This is a genomic window from Allofranklinella schreckenbergeri (genome assembly GCF_003703475.1).
Classification (GTDB): Bacteria; Pseudomonadota; Gammaproteobacteria; order Burkholderiales; family Burkholderiaceae_C; genus Lampropedia; species Lampropedia schreckenbergeri.
This window is the reverse complement of record NZ_RDQM01000010.1, coordinates 124528-137805: the sequence shown is the minus strand read 5'-3', so window position 1 is coordinate 137805 and position 13278 is coordinate 124528. Positions and strand designations below refer to the sequence as shown.

Here is a 13278-nt window from a genome sequence, read left to right as displayed (position 1 = left end):
CGCTGGCTGGCAAGCGGCCAGCCAACCAGCCGCCCAACCTGCCAGCGTTGCCGCCAGGCCAAACCTCAGCCGCCGCACACAAAACCTTTGCCGCTTTGGTCGGCAGGATCAGGCGGCAAATTCAGGTAGCCGCTGCGCAATTCGTTCCAGGCTTGCAAACGGCCCCAATCGGGCGGATTGAGCCGCTTTTGCTCGTCGGTCAGAAAAGGATTGGGCAAGAATACGGTCAATTGCTGGTGCCCTGCATGGGTGAACAAGCGCAGCCCCCAGCTACGCGGCGCACCGTTGCGGTCGAGCAGGCGATACAGCTCAGCGCGCCCGGTGCGGCGCTCATGCGCCAGCTCAGGCGTCACGCCTTTGAAAGTGCCTATGCACAAGTGCAAATGCCAGGGACCGAAATCGATGGTGGCATAGCCGTCGAGCAGGCTCATGCGCTGGGGAGCGTTGGGAGCCTTGATCTCATAGACGGCGCCGGGCACGCAGACACCAAAATGGATGTGCTGCCACCAATTGCCAAAAACGTCTTGCAACAGCATCCAGAGGGTGTCCTCATCCGTGGGCAGAGGCCAGACTTCACTGACACTGCCATCGCGGTCGGTGACGCGCTCGGGCGCAGCCATAGTGGGTGCGGTATGCATCACAGATCCCAGATGTAAGTGAGTTTGAACTGGCGGCCAGGCTGGGGGAAGCCGAATTTCTCCCAATAGAACTTGTCGGTCAGGTTGTCCACGCTCAATTGCAGCGCGTGCTGGCCGGTGAGCTGGTAGCGCAGGCTCAAGTCCGCCACGCTGTAGGGCGCGTAGCTTTGCTGCTGGCCGTAGGTGGCAGGGTTGACCCAGTCCAAATCCTTGCGGCTGCCCACATGGCGCAGCGCCAATCGACCGCTCCAGGGGCCATGCTGGCCTTCAAGGATCAAACGCCAAGTTTGGCGCGGGACGTTGTTGGCATCCACCCAGCGGTTGCCCACCAGGTCACGGGATTTGAGCATGCGGGTGCCGGAAAGGCCCAGCGACCAGCCTGGCGTAAAGCGCCAGAGTGCCATCAGCTCCACGCCCTGCATACGGGCACGGTTGGCATTGACGTAAGTGGTCAAGCTCTGGGCGGGAGTATCAACGGTTTTGACGCTGACGATTTTGTCGCGCACACGCGTGTCGAAATAAGTCAGGTCCACTTGCCAGGCGCGATTCTCCCAGCCCAGGCCCACATCCCAAGTGCGACTGGATTCGGGGCGCAACGCGGCGTTACCACGCGTGATAAGGGTGCGACCGCCGCTGACGTTCACCGCCTCGCCCGTGAGCTGAAAGGCATCAGGCGTCATAAAGCCTTCGCCATAGGTGGCGTGCGCAGTAAAGCCGCCGCCCAGGCGCTGCTGCACGCCAGCGCTGGGGCTGGTTTTACTGAAATGCGCTTTGCCCGCAGTAAAGCTATTGAGCAAGGGTGTCTCCAGCGTCTGCACGCGGATGCGGTCGTGCCGCGCCCCCAAATTGAGCACCGTCGCCCCCTGGTTGAATGCCCAGTTTTGCTGCACGTACAGGCCCGTATTCTGACGGCGGCTGTTGGCTGAGTAGGGTGCCATCTGCCTGCCCGATTTGTCGTAACGGCGCGAAGTGGATTGAGCACGGTCGGCGTCGAGGCCCAGCACCAGGCGCGCGTCTTGCCCCCACTGCCAAGCATCTTGCAGTTGCACACCGCTCCAACGCAGCGTGCCACCGTAGCTGCGGTAGGGGTACACCGTGCCGGGCGGGTCAAAGCGCGAACTGACGGTGGCGTTCTCCGCCTTCTGACGCCCCGTATAGGCGCTGGCGCTCACGCTATGCGCGTCTATCTGGCCTTTCAATTGCAAGCGCGTGCCCCAGCGATCCAAATCCTTGCTGCCCTGGTTTTGCAAACCGTAAGCGATATCGCCTGGCGTGGCGATGTCCTTGCCTCGGTAGAGGCTGCTGCGCCAGTCGAGTGCCCATTGCGGCGCCAGTTGCAAGCCCAGGCGCAGCGCGTGCTTTTGAATGTTGTAGTCCGAATGCGGGCGCTTTTCGCCATTGCCCATGCGCATATCACCCTCGGCCTGCCATTGGCCGCTGTAGTCAAAGCTCAGACTTTCACTCACGCTGCCGCCTACGCGGCCTTTGAGTTCGCGGGCTTTGGAGTTGCCCACCGCAGCGCTGAGATTGGCGTTGAGCGGGCCGGTGCTGCGCCGGGTGATGAGGTTGACCACGCCGCCCATGGCCTGCGAGCCATACAGCGCCGAGGCCGGGCCTTTGAGCACTTCGATACGCTCCAGATCACCAGTGCCCAGCGTGCTGAGGTTGTCGGTCATCGCTGGTAAGCCATCGACCAGCAACAGCGTGCGCTGGTTCAGGCCGCTGAACTGCGGGCCAAAGCCGCGAATGCCTACGCCTGCAAGCTGACCGGGGTATTGAATGACATCCACACTGGCGTTTTTCTTCAGCACGTCCACCAGCTCGCGTTGAGGCGTGGCTTCAATGGCACTCTCGCCCACCACGTCAATGCGCTGGGGCACATGGGCCAGCGGCGTGGGCGCGCGGCTGCCGGTGACAACGACAGCGGGCAGCAGCGCCGGGGCCGCTTCGGGGGCGTTCTCGCCACTGGCCACGGCATGGGCCTGGGCATGCAAAGGCTGGTGCGCCAACGCAGGCAAGGCCAGCAATACCAACAGTGACAATCGGGCGGGGCGTGGGAAGGAAACAGGCGTTTTTCTATGCATGATGGCTCACAGACGGATCAAAGGTGTCCACCGTGACTGTGCAGACCCGCGCACACCAACGCCCGCCGACAATACGCGCGCCTGTTTCCAGGCCCACTGCTCTTGGGCTATGCCGCTGCCGTCCGCCACCCCGCAGACAATCACCGTGGTCAAGCTGCATGCTCCAGAGCGCGCAGCATCGCATTGCAGGCCGGTATCCGGACTTGCAAGCCCAAGAGCGCCGCCTTCCCGAAAGGGCAGCCCAAGCCTGTTGGCTTGAACCGACCCACGTTCAGTGACTTGCCGCTGCGACGCAATGCTTTGCACCGGACGGCGTGGCACTCCCATCCTTGCTTACCGTTGCGGGGGCAGTCAGGGAATTGCACCCTGTTCCCGTTGAACCCGCTGCCCACCATTCAAGCAGCGCGGCACCTGCAACCAAAACATACGCCTGCCAAGGTGGCAGGCGCGAGGGCGATTGTAGCGAGGATGCCGCGCAGCCCTCAGCTCCCCCAAGGAGGATTGGGCGCCCCAGCGCCCTGGCTGGTGGACGCTGGTGCCAATGCCATAATTTGCGCTTTCGCCCGCAGCACCGCGCTGGCGGCTTTTCTTTTTGGATCAAGGAATTCCCGTTATGGAAGCTGGCCCGAGTGGGTCGCTTTCAGCCGTTTTGCCCGCTCAGGCGCTGGCTTGAGAGAGCCTGAGCGCGATCTTCTGCGCGCCTGGGCAAGGGGGCTGGAAGCGACGCCAATGACCTTTTTCACCCCTGCCCCTGCAACCGCCGTCGTGGAGCGCGCCTATGCTCAATATCTTCACCCTGGTCAATGGCCGTCTCGTGCAAAAAGACATCGAGACGCTGGAAGATCTCACCCAAATGCAGCCCGTGTGGGTGGATATGGAATCGCCCACGCCGGAGGAAAAGCTCTGGATCAAGCAGCATTTTTCGCTGCTCATCCCCGACGATGCGGTGGATGACGACATCGAGGAATCGGCGCGTTTTTACGAGGAAGACAACGGCGAGCTGCACATCCGCAGCGACTTTCTCATCGATGACGACTCGCCGCGCTACGTGCGCGTGGCCTTCATCATGAATTTGCAAAACCCCGAGCTGCGCAGCCACAACGTGCTGTTCTCCATCCGCGAGGACGATGTGCCGGTGTTTCGCCTCTTTCGCCTGCGCGCGCGGCGCATTCCCGGCCTGATTGAGGATTGCAAGGAGGTGCTGCTGAGCCTGTTCGACACCGATGCGGAGTATTCGGCCGATTCGCTGGAGTGGATTTACGACGAGCTGGACGCGGCCAGCCAGCGCATTCTCTCGGGCGAGGTCAACGACGAGCAGGCCGGCGAGGTGCTGGGCAGCATCGCGCGCCACGAGGATTTGAACGGCAAGATCCGCCGCAACATGATGGATACGCGCCGCGCCGTGAGCTTTCTGATGCGCAGCAAAATCCTCAGCGCCGAGCAGTTCGAGGATGCGCGCCAAATCCTGCGCGATATCGAGTCGCTGGACAGCCACACGGCGTTTTTGTTCGACAAGATCAACTTCCTGATGGATGCCACCGTCGGTTTCATCAACATCAACCAGAACAAGATCATCAAGCTGTTCTCGGTGGCCAGCGTGGCCCTGCTGCCACCGACGCTGATTGCCAGCATCTACGGCATGAACTTCCAGTTCATGCCCGAGCTGAGCTGGAAGTACGGCTACCCCTTCGCGCTGGGGCTGATGATCGCCAGCGCCGCCCTGCCCATGCTGTACTTCCGCCGCAAGGGCTGGCTGAAGTAAGCAGGTTTGCCACGCGTCCCGATCCATCCAACCAAAAGAAAAACCACTTCAGCGCCATCATGCCGAAAGCGGCATGTTTTGTTTCTTTTGATTTATAAAAACAATTCCTTGATTGCCAATCAAGGGAATGAAAACAACCCTGTTTCGGCAATATGGGTAAGGGGCCTGCTTTCTTTTGAAATGGAATTGATCTCAGCGCAGCCAGGCCATCACCCCTTCGCCCTCGCCGCCTTTTGACGGCGCGTCGCCCTCCAGGATGTGGCGCGCCAGCATCTTGCCCAGCTCCACGCCCCATTGGTCGAAGCTGTTGATGCCCCACAGCCGTCCGGCCACGAAGGTGCGGTGCTCGTACAGCGCAATCAGCGCGCCCACGCTGGCGGGATCGAGCCGGTCGAGCACCAGCATGGTGCTGGGCCGCCCACCGGGGCAGTGGGTGTAGGGCGGGCCATCGCTGCGCCCTTCGGTCAGCGCCTGCGCTTGCGCCACGGCATTGGCCAGCAGGGCGCGGTGCTGCGCATCGCTGCCCAACCCCCTCTCGCGCACCACGATGAATTCCACCGGGATGATTTGCGGCCCCTGGTGGATGAGCTGGAAAAACGCATGCTGGCCATTGGTGCCCGCCTCGCCCCAGACCACGGGCGCGGTGGCAATGGGCAGCGGCTGGCCCGCGCTGTCGCAGCCCTTGCCGTTGCTCTCCATCTCCAATTGCTGCAAATACGCGGGCAAACGCCGCAGGCCGTGGCTGTAGGGCGCAATGCAGCGCGTGGCCAGGCCGTGGAAGTTGCGATACCACACATCCAGCAAGGCCAGTTGCACCGGCAGATTGCGCGCCAACGGCGTGTGGCGAAAGTGCTGATCCATCGCGTGCGCCCCGGCCAGCAGCGCGCGAAAGTGCGCACTGCCCACGGCGATGGCAATGGACAGGCCGATGCTGGACCACAGCGAAAACCGCCCGCCCACCCAATCGGCAAAGGGGAAGATGGTTTGCACGCCAAACGCCTGCGCGGCCTGGCAGTTGCTGGTCATGGCGACGAAACGCCGGGCGATGAGCTGGCGCAACGGCTCGGGCAAGCGCTCGGGCAGATGCGAGGCTGCGTCTGCTGCGCCCGTCCAGCCATGCGCTTGCAGCACCCAGGCGCGCGCGGCCTGGGCGTTGACCACCGTCTCGGCCGTGCCAAAGGATTTGGAGGCCAGCAAAAACAAGGTGCGGGCGGGATCGAGCTCGCGCAGCTTCAGGCCCAGATCGTCGCCATCCATGTTGGAGACGAAATGCACGCGCTTGCTCTTTCCCTCACCACAGCTGCCCCCGTCATGGCCCTGGCCATCGCGGAAGGCTTCCAGCGCCTGCACCACCACCGCCGGCCCCAGGTCGGAGCCGCCGATGCCGATGTTGACCACGTCGGTGATGCCGGGATCGGCGCGCACCTGTTCGGCAAATTGCAGAAACGCCTGCTGCGCCGCGCGTGTTTGGGCCAGCGCTTCATCGGTGGCGGCATCGCCGCTTCGGAAGTCTTGCGGGCAGCGCAGCAGCACATGCCAGGCGGCGCGCTGCTCGGTGGTATTCAGAGCCGCCCCGGCAAACAGCGCTTCGATGGAGGCGGGCAGATCGCAGGCCCGGGCCAAATCGTTGAGCAAGGCGCAGGTGGCCTCGTCCAGCCAATTGCGCGAGAAATCGGCACGGATGCCCGGCGCTTGCAAAGCCAGGCGCGCAAAGCGCCCCGCATCGCTGCGCAGCGCCTGACGCACGTCGAAATACTGGCCGTTGCGTTGGAAATGCTGCTGCAAGGCCTGCCAGACGGCGGTCTGGTCACAGCGCGGCGTTTGCGGGGGCGGGGGAGCGGAGCGCATGGTCACGGCGGGACAACAACAAAGCAGCTGCGGCAGGCTCTTCAGCCCTGCGCGGCCGTCGCCACGATTTCAATGCGCCACTGCGGCCGCGCCAAAGCCGCCTGCACCGTGGCCCGCGGCGGGGTGTCGCCTGCGGGCGCCCAGGCATCCCAGACTTCATTCATGGCGTCGGTGCAGTCGTGCAGATCAATGCCCTGGGTAATGGTGCGCACATCGAAATTCTGATCAACCACCATACGCACGGTTTCGAGGATTTCATAGGAATGCAAAGACATGATTACTCTCTCCAAGACAGACGGCGGCCGGTTTCCGTCCTGTCCGCTACAGCGGCGTAACAAACCGACACCAGTAAAAAAGAAATACCCTGCGCAACGGCGATGCGGATGCCGAGCCACTCGTCCGTGCCGCTCCGCGTGGTCATGTGCAGGATATTGATGATGAAATTGTTGGCGAAATGGTCACCCATCGCGAAATACAGATTGCCGGTAAGACGGGTCAGCAGGGCGAACTTGAAGCCGATTAGCGCAGTGGTAAAGACCAGCAACAGCGCCTGTAACGCCGCCGCCATCGCCGTCATCTCCCCGTCCGACCATGCGCGCAGCGGCGCGACCGCATGCCACACGCCGAAAAGCAGCGCAGAAAACACGGCGGCGGGCAAAAAGCGGTAACGCGCCTGCAATAAGCGCGGAAACAGACCGCGAAATACGCCCTCCTCCATCGTGACATTGATGACATTGCCGAGCGCGCAAATCAGGAAAAATATCCATGCCGTCTGCCTGCCGATATTGCCGTGTACGGAATAAGCGCTGACGTACACCTCAAGGGCGGGCGCTTCTCCCTGTGCCGCCAGCCACAGCATTTCCAGCGTATAAACCGCAGCATACAAAGCCGCACCGAAGCCTGCGCCCATCGCCATGCCCCTGGCGATGCCGCGACGCGGCCAACCAATATCCGCCGTGCGCAAACGGAAATAATGCAAAGCCGAAAACAGCAGGGCAATCCCTGCCAGCTTGTGCACAAATGCCTCGGTCCAGAAAGTCTGGTCGGTACGCAGTACGAAATACTCCCCCAAGCGCAGCGACAAACAGGCCGCAAAAATCAGCAGCACCGCTGCGAAAGGGCGTACATCGCGCCGCACGGCTCAAATCCGGTGCAAGGCGCAGGTGGCCTCGTCCAGCCAATTGCGCGAGAAATCGGCACGGATGCCCGGCGCTTGCAAAGCCATGCGCGCAAAGCGCCCCGCATCGCTGCGCAGCGCCTGACGCACGTCGAAATACTGGCCGTTGCGTTGGAAATGCTGCTGCAAGGCCTGCCAGACGGCGGTCTGGTCACAGCGCGGCGTTTGCGGGGGCGGAGGAGCGGAGCGCATGGTCTCGGCGAGGCAACAACAAAGCAGCTGCGGCAGGCTCTTCAGCCCTGCGCGGCCGTCGCCACGATTTCAATACGCCATTGCGGTCGCGCCAAAGCCGCCTGCACCGTGGCCCGCGGCGGGGTGTGGCCTGCGGGTACCCAAGCATCCCAGACCTCATTCATGGCGTCGATCTCCTGGATGTCGGCCAGATAGATTTGCACGCGCAGCAGGCGGGTTTTGTCGCTGCCGCAAGCGGCCAGATGCGCATCGATTTGCGCCAGCACATCCGCCGTTTGCGCGCGAATGTCCGTGGCATCGCCTTCGGGCACCATGCCCGCGAGGTACACCATGCCGTTGCACACGGCCGCTTCGGACAGACGCGGGCCAACGCCGTGGCGGGTGATGACGGGATGGTTTGCTTGGCTCATAGTTGGACGGTTCAGAAGTCACACCCCGAAAATCGGAGCGCTCAGTGGGTAAAACGCCAAACGCCCGCGCACGCGGGCTTGGCACAGCAGCATTTTCATGCCAAAGCCGTCGCCGCTGGCCGGCTCAATCCCAGGGGTCTTGCACCTCGCCGCGCAAGCGCTGTTGCTCGCGCTGCCAGTGCCGGTGTTTTTTCGACTGCCACATGCCCAGGCCGAAGCAGACGATAGCCGCCATCTGCCCCACTTGCCAGACGATGGCGCTCACATGCTTGCCCAGGCCCACCTTGGCCTCGGCTGCAGAAGGGCTGCTCAAGGCGTACAGCAGGCAGCCAAACGACACCAGCACGCAAACCAGCGCCAGCGACCACCAGAGGATGGCCCATTTGCGGTGCGCTGGCCCGGGCAGGCCGCTGCCATCCCCGGGGATGGGTGAAAGTGGGGAGTCAACCATGGCGAAAACAGGCGTTACAAAAGCGCCGCATCGCGCCAGCGCCCCAGCGTCAACCGCCCGGCCTGCGCGATGCGAGAGGGGATTAGAGTATTTTCTGCTCCATCGTTTGCGAATGGACACGTCCGTCTCGGAGGCACTTCCCTTCCTGTCCGCCTTCGCGGGCATGACGGGAGCGGGCCGCGCTTGCAAGAAGTGTCCGCATCAACATCGAAACGGCTCTAACGGCGTACCGGCATTTCAGCCTGCGCGGTAGTTGGGCGCTTCCTTGGTGATTTGCACGTCGTGCACGTGGCTTTCGCGAAAGCCCGCCGAGGTGATTTGCACGAACTCGGCGCGCTCGCGCATGTCCTCGATCGTGGCGCAGCCGCAATAGCCCATGGAGGCGCGCACGCCGCCAGCCATCTGGTAGATGATGGCCACCAGCGAGCCTTTGTAGGGCACGCGGCCTTCGATGCCTTCGGGCACGAGCTTGTCGGCATTGGCGTTGCCGGTGCTGCTTTCCTGGAAGTAGCGATCGGCGCTGCCTTGCTGCATGGCGCCGATGCTGCCCATGCCGCGGTAGCTCTTGTAGCTGCGGCCCTGGAACAGCACGATCTCGCCGGGCGCTTCTTCCGTGCCGGCGAAGATGCTGCCCATCATCACGGTGCTGGCGCCGGCGGCGATGGCCTTGGCGATGTCGCCCGAGTAGCGCACGCCGCCATCGGCGATCAGCGGCACGCCTGTGCCATGCAAGGCCTGGGCCACGTTGTCGATGGCGGTGATTTGCGGCACGCCCACGCCAGCGACGACGCGCGTGGTGCAGATGGAGCCGGGGCCAATGCCGACCTTGACGGCATCGGCGCCTGCTTCGGCCAGCGCGCGGGCGGCCTCGCCGGTGGCGATGTTGCCGCCGATCACATCCACCTGCGGGTAGTTTTGCTTGACCCAGCGCACGCGTTCGATCACGCCCTTGCTGTGGCCGTGGGCGGTGTCCACCACGATGGCGTCCACCCCGGCCTTGACCAGGGCTTCGACGCGCTCCTCCGTGCCCGCGCCCACGCCCACGGCGGCGCCCACGCGCAGGCGGCCGTCGGCATCGCGCGCGGCGTTGGGGAAGGTGGTTTGCTTGGTGATGTCCTTGACGGTGATCAGGCCCTTGAGCTCAAACGCGTCGTTGACCACCAGCAGGCGCTCGATCTTGTGCTTGTTCAGCAGCGCCTTGGCGTCCTGCAGCGAGGTGCCTTCGGGCACGGTGATGAGGCGCTCGCGCGGCGTCATGATTTCACGCACGGGCAGGTCAAAGCGGTTTTCAAAGCGCAGATCGCGGCTGGTGACAATGCCTACGACCTTGCGCCCTTCAACCACGGGGAAGCCGGAAATGCCCAGCTCCTCGGAGAGATCGATTACATGGCGCACCGTTTGATCGGGTGCAATCGCCACCGGATCGCGCACCACGCCCGATTCGTGGCGCTTGACCTTGAGCACCTGCGCGGCCTGCTCCTGGGCCGAGAGGTTTTTGTGCACGATGCCCATGCCGCCCTCTTGCGCCAGGGCGATGGCCAGGCGCGCCTCGGTCACGGTGTCCATCGCGGCCGAGACCAAGGGCAAATTCAAGCGGATGTTGCGGGAGAACTGGGTCGCCAAAGAGGTGTCTTTGGGAAGGATTTGCGAGTACGCAGGTACCAGCAGAACGTCGTCAAAGGTGAGTGCTTTGCCGAGAAGACGCATAAAGGTTTTCTCCAAAAGGGGCGATTGTATGCGTGCCGCCCTCTCCTGATCAGCAGCACCCGGCAATAGCCCTGATGCGAGGATTTGTTAATTTTACAAATCAAAGGAAATTTGAAAAATCGATTTAGGCATAACAGTCATTGAAAATCAATTTTTTAATAACCCTTTGATCTACAAAAAACATCGAATGCGCTCACGACGCCACATCCTCGCCAATGCCGTGCTCCACCATGTAAACGGCAATTTGCACGCGGCTGTGCAGATTGAGTTTCTTCAGCACGTTTTGCACGTGGATTTTCACGGTGCTCTCGGTCACATCCAGCTCGCGGGCGATGGCCTTGTTGCTGTCGCCGCGCGCCAGCAGTTGCGCCACTTGCAGCTCGCGGGCGGTGAGCTTGCTGCGCTGGCCCTGAACGTCGGCGCTGGGCGCTGGCGGCGGCGGGGCCTGGTTGCGAAATTGCTCGACGAGCTTGACCGTCATCCCCGGGTCGATCACCGGCTCGCCGGCCACGGCGCGGCGGATGCTGGACACCAGCGCATCGGCATCGATGTTTTTCACCAGGTAGCCGCGCGCACCGCTGCGCAGCGCCTGGGCCAGCTCCTCGCCTTCTTCGGAGACGGTCAGCACAATGACTGCGCAGGCAGGCAGGTCTTGCGCGAGGATGTGCAGCACCTCCAGGCCGCTCAGGCCCGGCATATTCAGATCCAGCAAGATCACATCGGGTTGCAGTTCGCGCGCGCGCTTGAGGCCCTCAATGCCATCGGCGGCCTCGGCCACAACGTCAAAGTCGCTCTGGCGCTTGAGCAACAGGCGCAGGCCGGAGCGAAACAGCGTGTGGTCATCAATGAGCAAAATGCGAATCGTGGAACGAGCGTCTTCTTTCTTCATCGGGTGGTTATCTCGAATTGTCAGGCGGCCTGGCGTTCGCTGGCTGGCAGCGTCAACACGACGCGAGCGCCCTCGCCAGGGGCCGATTCAAGGCGGATATGCGCGTTCAAGCGCGCGGCGCGCTCACGCATGATATGCAAGCCTACATGGGCTTCGCTGCGCGCGGCCACTTCGGCCGGGTCGTAGCCCTGGCCGTCGTCTTGCACTTGCAGGGTGAAATCGCGCCCGTTGTCGATACGGATCTGCACATGCCGGGCCTGGGCGTGCTTGCGGATGTTGGACAGCGCCTCCTGCAACACAAACAGCACCTGCAATTGCTGATCGGGCGCCAGCGGCGCGCCCTTATCGTATTGGATATCCAGCGTCGTCTGGCAGCCGCTTTGGCGACGAAAGCGCTCCACCGTATCGCTGATGGCCTCACTCAAATCGCCTTGCTTGAGGCGGCTGCGGAAATTGGTGAGCAGCTCGCGCACGTCCTGGTAACTGTCCTCCACACCCGTGCGCAGCAGGGGCAGGATTTCGTCAATCTCTTGCTCGTCATGTCGCTGCTTGGCGTCTTCCAGCAACTGCAATTGCAAATTGAGGAAATTCAGCCCCTGCGCCAAGCTGTCGTGCAGGCCCTGGGCCACCAGGCTGCGCTCTTGCACCACGGCCAACTCGCGCGCCTTGGCATCCAGGCGGCGGTTTTCCAGCGCCACACCCAATAGCTGCCCCAGCGATTGCAGCAGCTCGCGCGCAGCGGGCGAGAGGTCATGGGCCTGGCGAAAGTGCAAGGAATACGACCCCAGCGTGGCATCGCGTGCGACGATGGGGAACACGGCCACGCTGGTAAAGCCATCGCGGCGGCAATCCACCGCAGGGTTGCGCCCCAAATCCCGAATCATGATGACGCGCTCGCCCAACGCGCGCTCGTCCTGCGTCACCTGGCCGCAATGGCAATCGCTCGCAGGCATGCAGTGCTCGGATTCGGTCAGCGTCTGCGACAACCCAAAGGAAGCCACCAGGCTCAACTGCGCGCTGCCCACATCCAAGGTGCGCACGCTGGCGCCGTCGGCTCCCACCTGCTCAGCCACACGGCTCAAAAAGCCCTCGCACATGGCCTCGATATCGTTGGGCTGATTCAGAAACGCCGCCATGTCGTACAGCACGCGGATCTGACGGTTTTGATTGGCCAGTTGGCGGGTTTTTTCTTCCACGCGCTGCTCCAGGCCGCTGTAGAGGCTTTGCAGCTCATCGGCCATCTGGTTGTAGCCGCGCGCCAGGTGGCCAAACTCATCGCCACGACCGACGTACAGGCGGGAGCTGAAATCGTGCTCGGTCATGCGCTGCAAGCCCTCGCGCAGCTTGCGCATCGGCTCGATGATCCACAAATACAGCAGGTAAATCATCACCATCGTGCCCAGCACGGCAAACGCCGCCAGGCCCCATTGCGCCAGGCGCAGCACGACGATTTTGCGGTCGTTGTCGCGCTCGATCATGCCCACGAAGGCATCGATTTGCTGCACGGTATCGGGCAACTGCGCCATATACGCGCTGGCATCGCCCGTTTGCAGGGCCAGCAGCGCCTGGGGCTTGCCCACTTCACGCCACAGCCGCCCCACTTCGGCGAGCTTGCGGCGCACGATGGGGTCTTCGGCCAACACGACGGGGCGCAAATCGCCTTTTTCCAGGCGCGCCAGCGTGGCATCGATCGTCTGCATCTGCTGGCGCACCATGGCCTCGGAAGGCGGCGTTTGCAGCAGCCCCACCGCGACGCGCGTGGAGAGCATGCGCAAGCTGCCCGCATCGTTGATCGCCGCACCCGCGCCCTCGAAACGCCAGGACAGCCACAAGGTGGTGCCAATCATGCCCAACACCATCGCCAACGCCACCAACGAGCTGAGCACGATGCGTGCGGCCAGACGCTGCCCATGACGGGGCAGGGCATTGAGCGGGGAAGAATCACTGGGCATATCGCAAAGCGGCTCGCTGGATCGCTCGCTTGCCGTATCGCCGGGAAGTTGGCCGTGCTGGCTCATCGTTGGGACGCATCACATCGGGTCAAACAAGTGTGCATTGTCCGTCAGAGCCTGCCCAAAATCCCGAACAGGCTCCCCCATCCCCCATGCACAGCGCGCCGG

Annotated in this window: 11 protein-coding genes, 1 pseudogene and 1 riboswitch; of the genes and pseudogenes, 1 reads left to right on the top strand and 11 read right to left on the bottom strand. The window is 63.0% G+C overall.

Annotation, left to right across the window (positions count from 1 at the left end):
* Positions 1-65 precede the first annotated feature (65 nt).
* Complete coding sequence (locus EBQ26_RS09130) at positions 66-638, bottom strand: DUF7676 family protein (protein ID WP_238944271.1); 573 nt, start codon at positions 636-638, stop codon at positions 66-68.
* Positions 638-2680 carry a TonB-dependent receptor gene (locus EBQ26_RS09125; RefSeq protein ID WP_238944270.1) on the bottom strand — a complete coding sequence of 681 codons (2043 nt, stop codon included), beginning with the start codon at positions 2678-2680 and terminating at the stop codon, positions 638-640. Before EBQ26_RS09125 ends, EBQ26_RS09130 begins: the two co-directional genes overlap by 1 nt.
* 213 nt (positions 2681-2893) lie before the next feature.
* Positions 2894-3152: riboswitch (cobalamin riboswitch) on the bottom strand.
* A 348-nt stretch (positions 3153-3500) separates the two neighbouring features.
* On the opposite strand from EBQ26_RS09125, the gene corA reads away from it, so the two are divergent.
* Positions 3501-4484: a magnesium/cobalt transporter CorA gene (gene corA, locus EBQ26_RS09120; protein ID WP_122238706.1), complete on the top strand. Its 984-nt coding sequence runs from the start codon at positions 3501-3503 to the stop codon at positions 4482-4484.
* Positions 4485-4676: 192 nt separating this feature from the next.
* On the opposite strand, the gene pgi is transcribed toward corA, so the two are convergent.
* The 9 genes and pseudogenes from pgi to EBQ26_RS09075 form a co-directional block, all read right to left on the bottom strand.
* On the bottom strand, positions 4677-6332 hold the full coding sequence (pgi, locus tag EBQ26_RS09115) for a glucose-6-phosphate isomerase (RefSeq protein ID WP_122238705.1): 1656 nt from the start codon (positions 6330-6332) through the stop codon (positions 4677-4679).
* A gap of 41 nt (positions 6333-6373) precedes the next feature.
* Positions 6374-6502 (bottom strand): annotated as a pseudogene (locus tag EBQ26_RS09110) (Rid family hydrolase); the annotation flags it as partial.
* A 107-nt stretch (positions 6503-6609) separates the two neighbouring features.
* Positions 6610-7470: a CPBP family intramembrane glutamic endopeptidase gene (locus EBQ26_RS09105; protein ID WP_122238704.1), complete on the bottom strand. Its 861-nt coding sequence runs from the start codon at positions 7468-7470 to the stop codon at positions 6610-6612.
* 3 nt (positions 7471-7473) lie between these two features.
* Positions 7474-7701, bottom strand: coding sequence for a hypothetical protein (locus tag EBQ26_RS09100; protein ID WP_122238703.1), 228 nt, complete (start codon positions 7699-7701; stop codon positions 7474-7476).
* 41 nt (positions 7702-7742) lie between these two features.
* Positions 7743-8111: a RidA family protein gene (locus EBQ26_RS09095; RefSeq protein ID WP_122238702.1), complete on the bottom strand. Its 369-nt coding sequence runs from the start codon at positions 8109-8111 to the stop codon at positions 7743-7745.
* Positions 8112-8235: 124 nt separating this feature from the next.
* A complete protein-coding gene (locus tag EBQ26_RS09090; RefSeq protein ID WP_122238701.1) occupies positions 8236-8562 on the bottom strand; it encodes a hypothetical protein in 327 nt (108 codons plus the stop codon).
* A gap of 237 nt (positions 8563-8799) precedes the next feature.
* Positions 8800-10269: an IMP dehydrogenase gene (guaB, locus tag EBQ26_RS09085; RefSeq protein ID WP_122238700.1), complete on the bottom strand. Its 1470-nt coding sequence runs from the start codon at positions 10267-10269 to the stop codon at positions 8800-8802.
* 193 nt (positions 10270-10462) lie between these two features.
* A complete protein-coding gene (locus EBQ26_RS09080) occupies positions 10463-11158 on the bottom strand; it encodes a response regulator (RefSeq protein ID WP_122238699.1) in 696 nt (231 codons plus the stop codon).
* Between the two features lie 20 nt (positions 11159-11178).
* Positions 11179-13110: a type IV pili methyl-accepting chemotaxis transducer N-terminal domain-containing protein gene (locus EBQ26_RS09075; protein WP_122238698.1), complete on the bottom strand. Its 1932-nt coding sequence runs from the start codon at positions 13108-13110 to the stop codon at positions 11179-11181.
* Positions 13111-13278 lie beyond the last annotated feature (168 nt).